The organism is Pseudomonas sp. IT-232MI5 (genome assembly GCF_949767845.1).
Classification (GTDB): domain Bacteria; phylum Pseudomonadota; class Gammaproteobacteria; order Pseudomonadales; family Pseudomonadaceae; genus Aquipseudomonas.
The window spans coordinates 150,963-167,119 of record NZ_CATKQE010000011.1 but is presented as its reverse complement, the minus strand read 5'-3'; the positions used below and the strand labels follow the sequence as shown (position 1 = coordinate 167,119).

Sequence of the window (16,157 nt, the reverse complement as noted above, 5' to 3'; positions counted from 1 at the left end):
CTATTGCACGTTTGCGTTCATCCACTACGGATTCATCGGTAATGCCTGGCGGCATTGGATTCACAGACGCTATTGCACGTCGGCGTTCATCGCCAATATCCCCCAATCGGTCCCCTCTCCTGGGGGAGAGGGCTAGGGTGAGGGCAGCTGTTTCGGCCCCTGCCACTTAACCAGTGACACAACCCTGCGGCGTCTTCCCGGCAAAGCTGTCCAGCAGACTCGCCACCACCATCTCACCCATGCGTGTGCGTGTCTGCAAGGTGGCGCTGGCGCGGTGCGGTTGCAGCACCACTTGCTCATTACCGAACAAGGCTTCTGGCACATTCGGTTCATCGACAAACACATCCAGCCCCGCACCGGCGATCTCGCCGGCATTCAGCGCCGCCACCAGATCTGCCTCGTTGACCAGTTTGCCCCGTGCCACGTTGATCAGATAACCGTCCTTGCCCAAGGCCTGTAGCACGGAAGCATCGATGATGGCCTCGGCCTTGTCGGCAGCGGCGGCGAGAATCAGCGCATCGCTGTCGCGAGCCAGTTGTTTGAGGTCGGCGACAAAGGTGTGGCTGACGTCGCTCATCGGTTGCAGGTCGGTGTAACTGATCGGACAGCCGAAGGCCGCCGCTCGGCTGGCCACCGCGCGGCCAACCCGGCCCATGCCGACAATGCCGATACGCATGCCGGACACCTGACGTGCCAGCGGCAGAGGCGCCAGCGGTGTGGCGCTGTGCAGCCATTGACCCGAGCGTACATAGCGATCACTGGTACACAGCCCGCGACACACGGAAATCAGCAAACCGATGGCAAGGTCGGCGACGTCTTCGGTCAACGCGCCAATGGTCGCCGTCACGCGGATGCCGCGATCCCGAGCATAAGCCAGGTCAACCGCATCGGTGCCGACGCCGTTGACCGCCACCACCTCAAGGTTTGGCAGTTGCGCCATCAGTGCTTGGGTAATGCCTGTGTGCCCGCCGGTGATCACCCCACGAATATTGGCGCCGTGCTCCTGCACATAGGCGGGTTTGTCTGCCTGCTGGAAGTAGCGTCTGACCGTGAACAGTTGGTCGAGACGCGCATTGATTTCAGGAATCAGGATCGGGCTCAGCTGCAGGATTTCTGGTTTCATGTAAACCTCACTTACCGAATAAAAAGGCCGGCTCAACCGCGACCGGCAAACGGCATGGCGGTGGCCATGACGGTCATGTTCAGAACATTGGCCGACAGCGGCAGGCCGGCGATGTAGCGCACCGCATCGGCGACATGCTTGACGTCGACCATCGGTTCCACGGCGATGCTGCCGTTGGCCTGGCGCACGCCTTTGGTCATGCGCACTGACATTTCAGTCAGGGCGTTGCCGATGTCGATCTGGCTGCACGCGATGTTGAATTCGCGACCGTCCAGCGCCAGTGATTTGGTCAGCCCCAGCACCGCATGTTTGCTGGCGGTGTAGGCGCTGCTGAACGGGCGTGGCGTGTGTGCCGAAATCGAACCGTTATTGATGATGCGCCCGCCCTGTGGCTGCTGGCGGCGCATCAGTCCGAAGGCGCCACGAGCACAGAGGAAAACCCCGTTGAGGTTGGTGTCGATCACGTTGCGCCACTGTTCGAACGTCAGTTCGTCCAAGGGCACAGCGGGGGCATTGACCCCGGCATTATTGAACACCACATCCAGGCGTCCGTAGACCTCGGCAATGGTTGCGAACAGCGCATCGACACTGCCTGGGTCGCGCACATCGGTGGGCACCGCCAGGGCTTCGTGTCCTTCGCTTGCCGCCAGTTCGACCAGCGCTTGCAACGGTTCCGGCCGGCGACCGGCAAGCACCAGGGTGTAGCCGTCGGCCAACAGGCCAAGCGCCACAGAGCGGCCGATTCCGCTGCCGGCACCGGTGACCAGCGCGACTTTCAAAGGTTGAGTGATGGACATTTTGTTGTTCTCCTGTCTTCAAATCACTGAGGCCATAGGGGTTTTACGCCTTGGGGCCGACACGCATTTCCAGTTGGCCGATACCGTCGATGCCGGCGTTGATCACATCGCCCGGTTGCAGGCCGTCGACGCCGGCCGGGCTGCCGGTCATGATCAGGTCGCCGGCCCTGAGCGCCACTGACCGGGAGATCCGGCTGATCACTTCAGCCACCGACCAGATCTGGCTGTCGAGGCTGTCGCGCTGACGCTCCTCGCCGTTGACGTTCAACCACAATTCGCCTTCGGGATGGCCCGCGCGGGTCACTGGCATGATGGCTGTCATCGGCGCGGCGCCGTCGAACACCTTGGCACCTTCCCACGGCAAACCATTGCTCTTGGCGGCACGCTGAACATCTCGGCGGGTCAGGTCGAGGCCGGCGGCATAGCCCCAGACATAAGCCAGCGCCTCGCTCTCCGGAATATTCGTGCCGCCTTCACCGATGGCCACTACCAACTCGATTTCGTGGGCGAAATCCTCGGTCAGCGAAGGGAATGCCACCTCACCAACGGCGTCGACGACATTGCTGGCTGGTTTCATGAAAAACACCGGTGGCTGGCGCGACTGGCCGACGGCATCTGGCCACGGGTAATTGCGGCCGACACAAAATACCCGGCCAACGGGAAAGCGTTGCTCACTGCCGATAACCGGCAAGGTCACGGGAAGATCCGGCGTGAAGACGTATTCAGTCATGTTCATCCTGTTATGAGTCCTGTTGGTAGCTTCAGCGTACGGCGGCAGTCGTTGGTGAAGTTGGACGAAAGCCGCCTCCAGTTGGAGAAAACGGTGGTGTTGACTCAGCGCACTTTCAATTCGATGCGGTACAAGCGTCCGAGCAACAGCGAGTAGGAGAGGGTGCCGATCAGGGCGACGCCGCCAATGAACCAGAAAGCCCAGGCGAAGGAACCGGTGGCATGCACAATCGCGCCAATCACGATCGGCGTGACGATACCGCCAATGTTGGCGGCCAGGCTGGTGATCCCGCCGGTCAAGCCGATCAGCTCCTTGGGTGCCACTTCCGACACGGCGGCCCACGAAGACGAGGCGATGCCTTGCGCGAAGAAGGCAATGGTCAGAACGGCGATGCAGATCGTGTTTGAGTCGGTGAAATTCACCAGCACGATGGACATCCCCAGCATCGAACCAATCACCAGCGGCAACTTGCGGGCGAAGGACATCGAGTAGCCACGGCGGATCAACAAGTCGGAGACGATGCCGGCGAGAAGGATGCCGACCGTCGCGCCGACAAAAGGCAGAACCGCGAAGATCCCGGCCTTGATCATGGTCAGCTGGCGTTCTTCGATTAGGTACGTGGGGAACCAGGTCAGGAAGAAGTACAGCGCCGAGGTGCTGGCGAATTTGCCGATGCAAATTGCCCAGATCTGGCGGTAGCTGAACAGTTCAGCAATTTGCCGCCAGTTGAAGCGGGTGCGTTCCTGACTGCTTTTGACCAGACCGCCGCCGGCTTCGATGTACTTCAGTTCTTCTTTGCTGACTTTCTTGCAGTTCAGCGGGTCACGATACAGGTACAGCCACAACACCCCGAACACGATGCCGAGTACGCCGGTGCTGTAGAACACGTGACGCCAGTCGAAGGTGGTTGCCAGCCAGAGCAGGGCACCGGTAAACAGCGCCGTCCCCAGATATTGCCCGCAGACATAAATACTGCTGGCCAGACCGCGTTCCCGCGCCGGAAACCACACCGTCACCGCACGACTGTTGGCCGGAAACGCCGGTGCTTCCATCGCACCGACCGCCAGACGCAACCCGAACAAGGACGTGAAGCCAGTGGCAAAGCCCTGGCACACGGTCACCGTCGACCAACTGATCAGGGAAACCCCGTAAGTGAAGCGCGAACCGAAGCGGTCGGCGATAAACCCGGCCGGCACCAGGGCCAAGGCGTAAGTCCAGGCAAATGCCGAGAAAATCAGGCCCATCTCGATCTTGTCCAAGCCAAGATCCTTGGCCATGAACGGCGCGGCAATCGAGATATTGACCCGGTCGATGTAGTTGATGATCGTCGCAATCAGCAGCAACGAGAGCATGAACCAGCGCCGCCGCGAGGGCAGACGCTGCGGCACGACGGCGTCCCGGGCGCCGTCTATCACCGGCGGCACGGTGGCTTGGGAAGCATGTGAATTCGACATGAAGAGACCTCGTTATTGTTAGAAGAGTCGAGATGTTTTCGTGCAGCCGAAGGCGTTTGCCCGCGATGGTCGGGGCATGCCAATCGATACTGGAACGAACGGTGCGAACAGCCAGCGTCAGACGTTCAGAAACGTCTTCCAGTCGGCGTGATCGGGACAATGTCGGGAGGGGTGGCGAGGGGGAATAGCAGAATCATGACGTGCACACCTGTGATTGTTTTTGGAAGAGGTTGGGCTGCGTCGGCTCACAGTGGTCGTACAACGCTGGTAAAGCAATCGGGGGGTTAGAACGTTTTTTTTCTATGGAAGCGGCGTTGCTAAACCTGTCCAAAAAATAAATCGGATGATTTCCTAAGTATCTTTTTAGATATGGCTGTTAATGCATTGATTATTAACAATAAAAAATCTTGATACATTCTCGGCGGTTTTGGACAGGCTAAACGCCATATCGAGGATAAAAATTCCTCGGAAAGGCAGGTCGTCGTATGACTGCTTGCGTGTATTGCGTACATGTCTGCAAGATGAGGGTCGTCAGCTCACTGCCAATACCTGTCGAGGATTCTGCGCAGATGTCGTCACTCAGCCGTATTCCCACCTATGTCATGCAGCAGCGCAGCGAATTGACCGACTTCTATATTCGAGACAAAAAGGGCCGGCGCGCCGAGACCAGTCCCCATCGGCACGAGTATTTTCAGATTCAGATCAACCTCGGTGGCGACACCGTGCAGCACATCGGTAACGTCGAGCGTCCGTTTCCGCGCAATACCCTGGCATTCATCCTGCCGCACCGAGTGCACGTAATCCCGCATCCAGCGGACAGCAATTTCATGGTGATCAATTTTTCCCAGACCTTCCTGTTGCCGCATTTGCAGTGCGACCCGATGGATCTGGAAGAAGTGTCGATCCTGCTAGCGCCGGAGTTATCGCCATTCCGCTTTCAGGAGCATCTGGATTTCATTCTCGGGGATGAGGACTTCGCCAAGGTCTGTGCCTTGATCGAGCAGATGCGCACGCTGGACGAGAACCGTCAGTTTGGTACGCGTGAGATGCTCAAAGGCTTGCTGCTGCAACTGATCGGCAGCGTGTGTTTCCTTTACGCCGAGCCACTCAAGCGTCTGGCCGAGGAGAATGCGGCCGAGGTCAGCCGCCGGGATGCGCTAGGCCGCATGTTCGAGTACTTGCGCAAGAACATTGCCGATCCCGATCTCAATCTGATCAAGGTGGCTGCGGCGACGTATCTGTCCCCGACCTATCTGACGCACTGGTTGCGCAAGGAGATCGGCAAGACCTTCACCGAACTGGTGCTCGAACGCAGGATGCACGCGGCACGCAATTTCCTGCTCAACAGCACGCGCTCGGTGGGTGAGGTGGCGCGGTTGTGCGGCTTCGCTGACGAGGCGTATTTCTCGCGGCGTTTTCGGCAGATTCATGGCCAGCCGCCGGGACAGTTTCGCCGCCGGCAACTCAATCCGGATACGCCGCAATCGCCGTTGAACACTTAGGGCTCAAGCATCAAGGGCCGCCATACGATCGGAACAACTCCAAGTATCGCGTTGTGCTGCTTGGGGTCGGGCGTCTCGTGGTTCGCAGATTCAGGTGAGTGTTTGTTCTCCGTGTCTTGCGGTTCGTCGGCGGGGGGCTTTTCGGTGTCGCAGGCAACGTTATCCATGGGTCTTTCGCCAGATGATTACAGGCAGGCAACTATTTGATCTGCACGATTACCTTGCCTTTCGCACGGCCCTGTTCGACGTAAGTCAGGGCTTGGCCCGCTGACTCGAAGGCGAAGGTGCGGTCAAGCACGGGCCTTATTTCACCGGCTTCAATCAGCGTGGTGATTTCCTGCAGTTGTGTACCGCTCGCCCGCATGAACAGGAAGCTGTAACGGGCATCCTGCTTGCGCGCCTTGCGCCGAATACTCAGGCTCAACAAGCGCATGACTTGCCGCAGCGGCCAGGCCAGGCCTTGCGCCTTGGCGAACTCGGCAGTTGGCGGGCCTGATATGGAAATCAGCTGACCACCCGGTTTGAGTACCTTGAGCGAGTTTTCCAGAACGTCGGAGCCGAGGCTGTTCAGCACCACGTCATAGTCGCGCAGTTCCTCCTCGAAGCGCTGCTGTTTGTAATCAATCACCACGTCTGCGCCCAACGCTTTAACCCATTTGACATTCGCGGTGCTGGTGGTGGTCGCGACAACAGCGCCGAGGTGCTTGGCCAGTTGAATGGCGATTGTTCCGACACCGCCGGAACCGGCGTGAATCAAGACCTTCTGACCCTTTTGCAAACGGGCGATGTCGACCAGCGCTTGCCAGGCTGTCAGAGCAACCAAAGGAATGCCGGCGGCTTGTTCCATGCTGAGGTTGGCGGGCTTTAACGCCACGGCGTTTTGGTCGACGGCGATTCGCTCGGCGAACGTGCCGATTCGCTGTTCGGGCACGCGCGCATACACCGCGTCGCCGGGCTTGAAACCCTTGACCGCTGCGCCAACCGCAATCACCACGCCGGCACAATCGTTGCCCAGCACCAAGGGCAATGAGTACGGCAGAATCAGTTTGAATTCGCCGCTGCGAATCTTTGAATCCAGCACATTGACGCTGGCAGCATGTACATCAATCAGCACGTCGTGGGCGCCCGGCAGTGGCTCGGGCACGTCGCCAATACGCCCGTTCTGCTTGCCGTAGCGATCGATAAAATAAGCTTTCATGGTGGGGACGGCTCTCACTGTTTCGGGAAGGGCTGCATTGCCTGAGCGGATTGCCTCAGTGGTCGAGTACCGCGCCCCAATGATTGAGCAGGATCAGCGGCACCGCCGATTTCGGCCCGAGGTCTCGACAGGCGAAGGCCGTGCCGCCAACCAAAATCGATTGGTTGGCGGCGTTGACGAAAAGCGTCTGCGCCATTGCACTCACGCCAGATAGCGCTGGGCGACCGCCGACTGGCGAATCTGCGCCAACAGGCCCTGCCGCGCGGTTTGCAAGGCATCCCAGCGCTCACCTTCATGCAGCGGCGGAATGGTCACCGGCTCGCGACGATCGAAACCGACCAGCGCCGCATCGACCAGATCGGTGACCTCCATGATCTCGCTCAAGGTGTTGATGTCGATGCCCGCGCGATCCCAGATCTCGGTACGCGTCGCGGCCGGCAGCACGGCTTGCACGTAGACGCCCAGTGGCGACAGTTCCAGGCTCAGCCCCTGAGACAGGAACAGCACAAACGCCTTGGTCGCGCCGTACACCGACATGCCGAACTCCGGGGCCAGACCGACCACCGAGCCGATGTTGATAATCGCGCCGTCACCGGCCTTCGCCAGACGGGGAGCGATGGCACTAGCGAGCCGCACCAGTGCCGTGGTGTTGAGGGCGACCAGATTGGCCACTTTGTCGGTGCTCTGCTCGATGAAGTTGCCGGACTGCGCGGCGCCCGCGTTATTGACGAGGATGCCAATGCGCGCATCGTCGCGCAGGCGCGTTTCGACGGTGTGCAGATCGCTGAGTTGGGTCAGGTCGGCCTGCAGCACATCAATGGCAACGCTGTGTTCGCTGCGCAACTTCGCGGCGAGTGTTTCCAGGCGCTGAAGATCGCGGGCGACCAGCACCAGATCATGCCCGCGTTGGGCGAAACGTTCGGCGTAAACCGCGCCGATGCCGGTCGAGGCGCCAGTGATAAGAACAGTAGGGTGGGCGTTCATAGGGTCATCTCTTTTCAAAAAAACGATTAAGGAGAGGCAGTAAATGCGCTGGGGCTCGGCTTACTGGGCAGAAGCGCTCCATTCAGCCAGGGTCGGGTAGTCGATGTAGCCTTCCGCGCCGCCGCCATACAGGGTGGTTGGGTTGAAACCGGCCAACGGCGCACCGGCCGCCAGGCGCTCGACCAGATCGGGATTGCCAATGAACGGGCGACCGAAGGCGATCAGATCGGTGTGGTCCTCGGCAATCCGCGCGTTCGCGAGGTCGAGGTCGTAGCCGTTGTTGGCGATGTAGGTGTTTTTGAAACGCTGGCGCAGAGCGCCGAAATCGAACGGCGCGACATCGCGCGGCCCGCCGGTTGCGCCTTCGACCACGTGCAGATAAACGATGCCCAGCGCGTCGAGTTGCTCGACGATGTAATCGAATTGCCCTTGCGGATCGCTGCTCGAAACACCGTTGGCCGGCGACACCGGCGAGAGGCGAATACCGGTGCGATCTGCGCCAATCTCGGCGACGACTGCTGCCGTGACTTCCAGCAACAAGCGCGCACGATTTTCAATCGAGCCGCCGTAGGCATCGGTGCGCACGTTGGCGCCATCCTTGATGAATTGATCGAGCAAATAGCCGTTGGCGCCGTGGATTTCCACACCATCAAACCCAGCGGCGATAGCGTTGACCGCTGCCTGGCGGAAATCGTTGACGATCCCCGGGAGTTCGCTGATGTCCAGTGCTCGCGGCGCGGAAACGTCTTCAAAGCGGTTGTTGACGAACACTTTGGTCGCCGGGCGTATCGCGGAGGGCGCTACAGGTGCGGCGCCGTTTTCTTGAAGATCAACGTGTGAAACACGACCGACATGCCACAGTTGCAGAAAGATCTTCGCGCCTTTTTCGTGCACCGCAGCGGTCACCTTGCGCCAGCCATCGATCTGCGCCTGTGTGTAAATCCCCGGGGTGTCCTGATAGCCCTGGCCTTGTCGGGAGATCTGCGTCGCTTCAGAAATCAGCAGGCCAGCGGAGGCGCGCTGGCTGTAATAGGTGGCTGCGAACTCACTGGGCACAAAGCCTTCGCCCGCTCGATTGCGGGTCAGCGGCGCGAGAACAATTCGATTCGCCAGCGTCAGGGAGCCAAGCGTGTACGGCGTGAACAGATTTTGATCGGTCATGGGGTTTGATCCGTGCCTGTGAATGAGCAGCGATAATGTCTGTAATTAGGATGATGATCGAAATCTAAGCTGTCAACGATTTTGATTATGGCCGACATCTATGTATCATCGGCGCATGATTTTTCAGCGGAGGTATTGCACGTGAGAGTCACCAAAGCCCAGGCGCAGGCAAACCGCGAGCACATCGTCGAGACCGCTTCGGTGTTGTTTCGTGAGCGAGGTTTTGACGGTGTCGGCGTCGCGGATCTCATGGCGGCAGCCGGATTCACCCACGGCGGTTTCTACAAACACTTTGGCTCGAAGGCCGACCTGATGTCCGAAGCCTCGGCCAACAGCCTTGCGCGCTCGTTGGCCAGTGCCGAAATGGTCGATGTTCAAGGCTTCATCGACGCTTATGTGTCGAAAGACCATCGGGACGGGCGGGGCAGTGGCTGCACCATGGCGGCGCTGTGCGGCGACGCCGCGCGCCAGTCTGACGACGTGAAAAAGGCGTTTGCCGACGGCATCGAGCGCACGCTGCAGACGCTCGGTGACAAGTACCCGACAGGGCCAGACGCGGCGCCTGACGCGGGGCGAGTGAAAATGATCGACATGCTGGCGCGGGCGGTGGGCGCGATTGTTCTGTCGCGTGCCTGCCCGGATGACTCAGCGCTGGCCGATGAAATACTTGCGGTATGCCACGCTGAAATGACCGCGTCATTGCTGATATCTGCCGACAGTGCAGAAGTGGCTGGTTGATCGGTATTGTCCTTTTTGAGTTGACGGTGAAACGCTTTTCAGCCGATTTATCCCGTCCCTGTGCGTCAGTAATCTGTACCCAACTTGAACGCAACAACAACTTCAAAAACTCAAAAGGGACGCAGACCATGACCACTCCAACCTACAACCGCCTCAACAAAGACGACGCCATCGTGTTGCTGGTCGACCACCAGACCGGCCTGATTTCTCTGGTGCAGGACTTCTCGCCCAACGAATTCAAGAACAACGTGTTGGCCCTGGCGGATCTGGCCAAGTTCTTCGAACTGCCAACCATCCTCACCACCAGTTTCGAACAAGGCCCGAACGGCCCGCTGGTGCCGGAACTGAAAGAGATGTTCCCGGACGCGCCGTACATCGCTCGTCCAGGTCAGATCAACGCCTGGGACAACGAAGACTTCGTCAAAGCGATCAAAGCCACCGGGCGCAAGCAGATCATCATTGCCGGTGTGGTGACGGATGTGTGTGTAGCGTTCCCGACCTTGTCGGCGCTGGCGGAAGGGTTTGATGTGTTTGTGGTGACTGACGCGTCCGGCACTTTCAACACCACCGTGCAACAAGCCGCGTGGAGCCGCATGACTCAGGCTGGTGCGCAGATGATGAACTGGTTCTCGGTGGCCTGTGAGCTGCACCGCGACTGGCGCAACGACATTGAAGGCTTGGGCAATCTGCTGTCGCAACGGATCCCGAACTATCGCAACCTGATGAACAGCTATTCAGCGCTGACGGCTCAACAGAAGTAAGCCGACGCGATTCAAACGAAAGCCTGCCCTGAAAAGCAGGCTTTTTGTGTTTTCTGCCGCTGCACCTATCAGAACGGCGTTTTTAGACGGTCGACGGCATCCCCTCCTTTTCGCCGACACGGCCTTTGAACGCCAGTGCGAAACACAGCAGAACCACCACCGAAAATCCTGCCGGAAACAGCCATATACTTCTCCAGTCGTGGCCGTTTTGCGCGGTGAAGTGGTCAGTGATCTGACCCGCCACCCAGAATCCGATCAGCATGCCCACACCGTAAGTGGCCAAGGTGATCAGGCCCTGAGCCGAGCTGCGGAAGCGCTCGGGCGCTTTGGCATCAGTGTAGATCTGCCCACAGACGAAGAAAAAGTCATAACACACGCCGTGCAGTGCAATACCGATCAGCAGCATGAACGCTTGGTCACCATTGTTACCGTAGGCGAACAACACATAGCGCAAGGCCCAGGCCAGCATCCCGACCAGTAAGGCAATCTTGATGCCGAAACGCTGGATGAACAGGGGTAGCAGAAGCATGAACAGCACTTCGGAGACCTGACCCAGAGCCATCTTCGCGGTGGGATTGGTGACACCGATTTCGGCCAGAAACGGATTGGCATTCTGGTAATAGAACGCCAGAGGAATGCAGATCAGGATGGATGCAAGAAAGAACACCAGATAGCTGCGATCCTTGAGCAAGCCCAATGCGTCCACACCCAGCATCTGCTTGATGCCTGGCGAATCGCCCGTTGACTTCAGCGGCGCCGTGTTCGGCAGGCTGAAACTGTAGAGGCCCAACACCAGCGAAGCCACGGCAGACATCAGGAACGTGTTGCGCAAACCGCCTGCAGCAATCGTCTGTTGAGCGTCCCAGGCAAAGCCGAAACTGATCACGATGCCAGCGATGATCCAGCCAATGGTGCCCCACACGCGGATGCGGGAAAACTCCCGGGCCGGGTCTTTGATCTGTCGGAAGGCTACCGCGTTTACCAGGGCCAGCGTTGGCATGTAGACCAGCATGTAGGCCAGTACGTAGGGATAAAACGCACTGAAATCAGGCGCGCGATAAAGCTGAAAGAGCAGCACCGCGCCCAGCAGGTGCAACACCGCCAGAATGCGTTCGGCATTGAAAAATCGATCTGCAACAAGTCCAACGACAAACGGCGCAATGATCGCGCCCCACGACTGCGTGGAAAAAGCCATACCCACCTGGCCGCCGCTTGCTGCCAGTGTCGTGGTGAGGAAAGTGCCGAGGGTGACAAACCAGCCACCCCAGATAAAAAACTGCAAAAACATCATGACGCTGAGTCGCGCATTCATTACGTTCATTTCAATCACCGTATTATTTTTATGTCGGTAACAGCGTGGTAATCAGCGTTCGCCAAGGCCCAGCAGACGCCGGTTGGATTGCTCGTCAGCGCTCACACTGGCGAAATCGTCGAATGCCTTGCGGGTTCGGGTGATCATGTGTCGCTCGATGAAGGTCGCCCCTTCGGCAGCGCCTTGTGCCGCGTCTTTCAGGCAGCATTCCCACTCCAGCACGGCCCAACCGTTGAAGTCGTATTGGGTCAGTTTGCTGAAGATCGCTTTGAAGTCGATCTGGCCATCGCCCAGTGAACGAAACCGACCCGGACGATCAACCCAACCCTGATAGCCGCCGTATACACCGGACCGAGCGCTGGCGTGGAACTCCGCGTCCTTGACGTGGAACATGCGGATGCGCGCGTGGTAGCGATCGATGAAGCCCAGGTAGTCCATTTGCTGCAGCAACAGATGGCTCGGGTCATACAGAATTGCCGCACGCGGATGATGATTCACCGCTTCGAGGAATCGCTCGAAAGAGGCGCCATCGTGCAGGTCTTCGCCGGGGTGGATCTCGTAACAGAGGTCGACACCGGCCTCATCGAAGCACTCGAGGATCGGCAACCAGCGTTTCGCCAATTCGGCAAAGCCCTGTTCCACCAGGCCGGCAGGGCGTTGTGGCCACGGGTAGACGTAGGGCCAGAGCAGGGCGCCGGAAAAGGTCGCGTGGGCGGTCAGCCCCAAGCGCTGACTGGCGCGCGCCGCCAGTTTCAACTGGTTGATCGCCCATTCGGTGCGTGCTTGCGGATTGCCACGCAGCGCTGCCGGGGCGAAGTCATCGAAGAGTGAGTCGAACGCTGGATGCACCGCGACCAGTTGGCCCTGCAGGTGCGTCGACAGCTCGCTGATCACCACGCCAGCCTTGGCGCATATGGCGATGAGTTCGTCGCAGTAATCCTGACTCTCGGCGGCGCGTTCCAGGTCGATGAAGCGCGTGCCGAGGGTCGGCAATTGAATGGCTTTGTAGCCTTGAGACGCGGCCCATTGCGCGATGTTGGCCAAGGTATCGAAAGGCGCTTCGTCGGCGATGAATTGGGCGAGAAAGATGCCGGGGCCGCGCATCCCGATCGGGGGCTGTTGATCAACGCTCATTGGCGGGTGCTCCATTGGCAAGGTCGGGTATTTGAGTCCATTTGGCTTCTCCACGATGGTTGGCGATGGCAGTCTCGATAAAGGCCATACCGCGCAGCCCGGTGGCAATGCCTGGAACGCCGGGTGCGTCAGGGCCGCTCGCACCTTGGAAAATGGCCTGCGCGAGATCACCGTAGAGATTGGCCATGGCCTCGAGGTAGCCTTCCGGGTGTCCGGCGGGCAAGCGCATGCGCCGCGTGGCGTTTGCGCACAGCCAAGGTTGACCAAGGCCCGAGCGCAGCACGCGCATCGGTTCATTCAAGGGTCGATGGATCAGACTGGCCGGCTCTTCCTGACGCCATTCCAGCCCGCCCTTGTCGCCATACAGGCGAATCTTCAGCGGATTCTCTTCGCCCGCGCACACTTGGCTGGCGATCAATACACCGCTGGCGCCGTCGGCCATTTTGAACAGCATCGAGGCGTCGTCATCCAGTTGGCGACTGCTCAAATGTGAGCCGAGCATCGCGCTGATGAACTGGATGGATTGACCGGCGACAAACTCCGCGAGGGAAAACGCGTGCGTGCCGATGTCACCGATGCAGCCACCAATACCGGACTGTTCAGGATTGTCGCGCCAGCCCGCCTGTTTGTTGCCTTGTCCAGCCACATCGCTGCTGAGCCAGCCTTGCGGGTATTCGACGAGGACTTTGCGCAGGCGCCCGATTTCACCGTTGGCGACCATCTCGCGTGCCTGCCAGACCATCGCATACCCTAGGTAGGTGTGCGCCAGGGCGTAAATTCGCTGGCTGTTGTTGACCACACGGGCCAAGTCCTGCACTTGCGCCAGATTGAGCGCAGCAGGCTTTTCACTGAACACATGGAAACCCGCACTCAGTGCTGCACTGGCGATAGGCGCGTGCAGGTGATTGGGCGTGACGATCACCAGCAGTTCCATGCGCTGATCGGCCGGCAGTGCGTGTTCGGCGGCCAGCATGTCTTGCCAAGCGTCATAGCAGCGTTGTGCGGGAAGGCCCAAGGCCTCGCCACTGCGTCGATTGTTGTTGGCGTCGCGGCTGAACGCACCGCAGACCAGTTCGAAGCGTCCATCGAGGCCGGCGGCTTGCCGGTGTGCCTGGGCGATGAAGGCGCCTTCACCGCCACCGACGAAGCCCATTCTTATTTTGCGACCTGCAGCAATCATGGCAATTGTCTCAGTGGATACATGCGGAACTTTGATGATGTAACCGGTTACATCGTCGGCGAAATCTAGGCCTGAAATCAGCGAGTGTCAAACCGTGTCTGACGAATGCCAACGTTTCGGCCCGTGACGCTGTGCGGTAAGCTCGACGGCCGATTTGATTGAAATAGCGAGGCAGTCTTGTCCAATATCCGCGAAGTGGCACGGCTGGCGGGTGTCTCGGTGGCAACGGTGTCGAGAACATTGAAGTCCCCCGAGCGGGTGCTGCCCGATACCCGCGAACGGGTCATGGCCGCCGTCCAGCAAACCGGCTATCGACCGAATTTGATGGCGGTACAGTTTCGCTCGCGCAGAACGGGAAACCTGGTGATTCTGGTCCCGACCATTGCCAACACCTTTTTCGCCAGAGTGATCAGCGGCGCACAAAAAGCCGCGCAAGCCGCCGGATACCGGTTGCTGTTGTGCGACACCCAGGGCCAGGAATCGCTTGAGCGACAGTTCGCTGATCTGGTGTACGCCCATCAAGCCGATGGCGTGATTCAGTTGCGTGCCTTTGATCCATTCGATGAATCCGCCGCCGAGCCAGTGCTGACTCCGATCGTCAATGCCTGCGAAGTCATCCGGCACGGACGGCATCCAACGATCAGTCTGGATAACGTTGCGGCGGCCAAAGCCATGACCGAGTACCTGATCGCGATGGGGCATCAGCGCATCGGACTGATCAAAGGACCCAAAGGCAGCCCGCTCACGCGTGATCGTCTGGCGGGGTATGAAGCGGCCCTGCGCGATGCCGGTCTCGCGCTCGATCACACGCTTATCTGTCACGGCGATTTCACGCTCGACGCGGGCTATTCGGGTGCCGGCAAACTACTCGCGCTCGACAGCCGACCGAGCGCGCTGTTTTGTGAAAATGACGAAATGGCCATCGGCGCGCTCAAGCGTATAAAAGAGGAGGGGCTGCGCGTGCCGGAGGATATTTCGCTCGCCGGATTTGACGATATTCCAATGGCTGCGTACTGCGATCCACCGCTGACAACCATTGCCCAGCCCGCCGAAATGTTTGGCGAGAAAGCCGTGGAAATGCTGATTGCGCTGATCGAGAAACAGCCGTTGCCGCAACGGCATGTGGTATTGCCGTTCGCGTTGACGAGGCGTGACAGCACGGCGCGGGGACCTGCAGCTGATAAATGACCTCGTGACTGCTCCGCGCAGGTTTGTCAGTGGTGTCAGTTTTTCAGACTCACCGGCAGCCGGAAAATTGTCCCTTTTGAGTTGACGGTGAAACGCTTTTCAGCCGATTTATCCCGTCCCTGTGCGTCAGTAATCTGTACCCAACTTGAACGCAACAACAAATTCAAAAACTCAAAAGGGAAGCAGACCATGACCACTCCAACCTACAACCGCCTGAACAAAGACGACGCCATCGTGCTGCTGGTTGATCACCAGACCGGCCTGATTTCTCTGGTGCAGGACTTCTCGCCGAACGAGTTCAAAAACAACGTGCTGGCCCTGGCCGATCTGGCCAAGTTCTTCGAACTGCCAACCATCCTCACCACCAGTTTCGAACAAGGCCCGAACGGCCCGTTGGTGCCAGAGTTGAAAGAGATGTTCCCGGATGCGCCGTACATCGCTCGTCCTGGTCAGATCAACGCGTGGGACAACGAAGATTTTGTGAAGGCGATCAAAGCTACCGGTCGCAAGCAAATCATCATTGCTGGTGTGGTCACTGACGTGTGTGTAGCGTTCCCGACCTTGTCGGCGCTGGCGGAAGGGTTTGAGGTGTTTGTGGTGACTGACGCCTCCGGCACCTTCAACACCACTGTGCAGCAGGCTGCATGGAGCCGCATGACTCAGGCCGGCGCGCAAATGATGAACTGGTTCTCGGTGGCGTGTGAGCTGCACCGCGACTGGCGCAACGATATTGAAGGGCTGGGTAACTTGCTGTCGCAGCGGATCCCTAACTACCGCAACCTGATGAACAGCTACTCGGCGCTGACGGCTCAGCAGAAGTAAGCCTGCGTGCTGCGGACGAAAAGCCTGCCCTGAAAAGCAGGCTTTTTGTTCATCGCGAAGTCAGACCCCGGAA

Annotated in this window: 15 protein-coding genes and 1 pseudogene; 5 read left to right on the top strand and 11 right to left on the bottom strand. The window is 59.1% G+C overall.

Annotated features, from left to right (window positions below; genetic code table 11):
* Positions 1 to 166 precede the first annotated feature (166 nt).
* From ACM6JQ_RS09715 to ACM6JQ_RS09700, 4 genes are all read right to left on the bottom strand, one after another.
* The gene (locus ACM6JQ_RS09715) at positions 167 to 1,123 is read right to left on the bottom strand and encodes a 2-hydroxyacid dehydrogenase (protein ID WP_095111880.1); all 957 of its coding nucleotides are present in this window, start codon (positions 1,121 to 1,123) and stop codon (positions 167 to 169) included.
* A 32-nt stretch (positions 1,124 to 1,155) separates the two neighbouring features.
* Positions 1,156 to 1,914 (bottom strand): SDR family oxidoreductase, encoded by a 759-nt coding sequence (locus tag ACM6JQ_RS09710; protein ID WP_095112193.1) that lies wholly within the window; start codon positions 1,912 to 1,914, stop codon positions 1,156 to 1,158.
* Positions 1,915 to 1,963: 49 nt separating this feature from the next.
* Entirely contained in the window at positions 1,964 to 2,656 is a 693-nt protein-coding gene (locus ACM6JQ_RS09705) for a fumarylacetoacetate hydrolase family protein (RefSeq protein ID WP_095111881.1), read from the bottom strand.
* A gap of 98 nt (positions 2,657 to 2,754) precedes the next feature.
* Positions 2,755 to 4,104: an MFS transporter gene (locus ACM6JQ_RS09700; RefSeq protein WP_095111882.1), complete on the bottom strand. Its 1,350-nt coding sequence runs from the start codon at positions 4,102 to 4,104 to the stop codon at positions 2,755 to 2,757.
* Between the two features lie 569 nt (positions 4,105 to 4,673).
* Here ACM6JQ_RS09700 and ACM6JQ_RS09695 point away from each other — a divergent pair.
* Positions 4,674 to 5,606: a helix-turn-helix transcriptional regulator gene (locus ACM6JQ_RS09695; RefSeq protein WP_095111883.1), complete on the top strand. Its 933-nt coding sequence runs from the start codon at positions 4,674 to 4,676 to the stop codon at positions 5,604 to 5,606.
* A gap of 199 nt (positions 5,607 to 5,805) precedes the next feature.
* On the opposite strand, the gene ACM6JQ_RS09690 is transcribed toward ACM6JQ_RS09695, so the two are convergent.
* The 4 genes and pseudogenes from ACM6JQ_RS09690 to ACM6JQ_RS09675 form a co-directional block, all read right to left on the bottom strand.
* Positions 5,806 to 6,804 carry an NADP-dependent oxidoreductase gene (locus ACM6JQ_RS09690; protein WP_414893663.1) on the bottom strand — a complete coding sequence of 333 codons (999 nt, stop codon included), beginning with the start codon at positions 6,802 to 6,804 and terminating at the stop codon, positions 5,806 to 5,808.
* A gap of 58 nt (positions 6,805 to 6,862) precedes the next feature.
* Positions 6,863 to 7,000 (bottom strand): annotated as a pseudogene (locus tag ACM6JQ_RS09685) (alpha/beta hydrolase); the annotation flags it as partial.
* 5 nt (positions 7,001 to 7,005) lie between these two features.
* The gene (locus tag ACM6JQ_RS09680; protein ID WP_095111885.1) at positions 7,006 to 7,788 is read right to left on the bottom strand and encodes an SDR family NAD(P)-dependent oxidoreductase; all 783 of its coding nucleotides are present in this window, start codon (positions 7,786 to 7,788) and stop codon (positions 7,006 to 7,008) included.
* A 60-nt stretch (positions 7,789 to 7,848) separates the two neighbouring features.
* Positions 7,849 to 8,949, bottom strand: a complete 1,101-nt coding sequence (locus tag ACM6JQ_RS09675; RefSeq protein WP_414893662.1) for an alkene reductase — start codon at positions 8,947 to 8,949, stop codon at positions 7,849 to 7,851.
* A gap of 141 nt (positions 8,950 to 9,090) precedes the next feature.
* Between ACM6JQ_RS09675 and ACM6JQ_RS09670 the strand changes: the two genes are divergently transcribed.
* A complete protein-coding gene (locus ACM6JQ_RS09670; RefSeq protein ID WP_007916010.1) occupies positions 9,091 to 9,687 on the top strand; it encodes a TetR family transcriptional regulator in 597 nt (198 codons plus the stop codon).
* Positions 9,688 to 9,815: 128 nt separating this feature from the next.
* Positions 9,816 to 10,448, top strand: a complete 633-nt coding sequence (gene ycaC / locus ACM6JQ_RS09665) for an isochorismate family cysteine hydrolase YcaC (RefSeq protein WP_007916011.1) — start codon at positions 9,816 to 9,818, stop codon at positions 10,446 to 10,448.
* A gap of 82 nt (positions 10,449 to 10,530) precedes the next feature.
* On the opposite strand, the gene ACM6JQ_RS09660 is transcribed toward ycaC (ACM6JQ_RS09665), so the two are convergent.
* From ACM6JQ_RS09660 to ACM6JQ_RS09650, 3 genes are read right to left on the bottom strand one after another with little or no spacing between them, the layout of a single operon-like run.
* The gene (locus tag ACM6JQ_RS09660) at positions 10,531 to 11,769 is read right to left on the bottom strand and encodes a nucleoside permease (protein WP_123376766.1); all 1,239 of its coding nucleotides are present in this window, start codon (positions 11,767 to 11,769) and stop codon (positions 10,531 to 10,533) included.
* 42 nt (positions 11,770 to 11,811) lie between these two features.
* Positions 11,812 to 12,894 carry a sugar phosphate isomerase/epimerase family protein gene (locus ACM6JQ_RS09655; RefSeq protein ID WP_123376767.1) on the bottom strand — a complete coding sequence of 361 codons (1,083 nt, stop codon included), beginning with the start codon at positions 12,892 to 12,894 and terminating at the stop codon, positions 11,812 to 11,814.
* On the bottom strand, positions 12,884 to 14,074 hold the full coding sequence (locus ACM6JQ_RS09650; protein ID WP_414893661.1) for a Gfo/Idh/MocA family protein: 1,191 nt from the start codon (positions 14,072 to 14,074) through the stop codon (positions 12,884 to 12,886). The genes ACM6JQ_RS09655 and ACM6JQ_RS09650 overlap by 11 nt, the downstream gene beginning before the upstream one ends.
* Positions 14,075 to 14,251: 177 nt before the next feature.
* Here ACM6JQ_RS09650 and ACM6JQ_RS09645 point away from each other — a divergent pair, with 177 nt between their 5' ends.
* Positions 14,252 to 15,262 carry a LacI family DNA-binding transcriptional regulator gene (locus tag ACM6JQ_RS09645; protein WP_414893660.1) on the top strand — a complete coding sequence of 337 codons (1,011 nt, stop codon included), beginning with the start codon at positions 14,252 to 14,254 and terminating at the stop codon, positions 15,260 to 15,262.
* A gap of 189 nt (positions 15,263 to 15,451) precedes the next feature.
* Positions 15,452 to 16,084 carry an isochorismate family cysteine hydrolase YcaC gene (ycaC, locus tag ACM6JQ_RS09640; protein WP_007915995.1) on the top strand — a complete coding sequence of 211 codons (633 nt, stop codon included), beginning with the start codon at positions 15,452 to 15,454 and terminating at the stop codon, positions 16,082 to 16,084.
* Positions 16,085 to 16,157 lie beyond the last annotated feature (73 nt).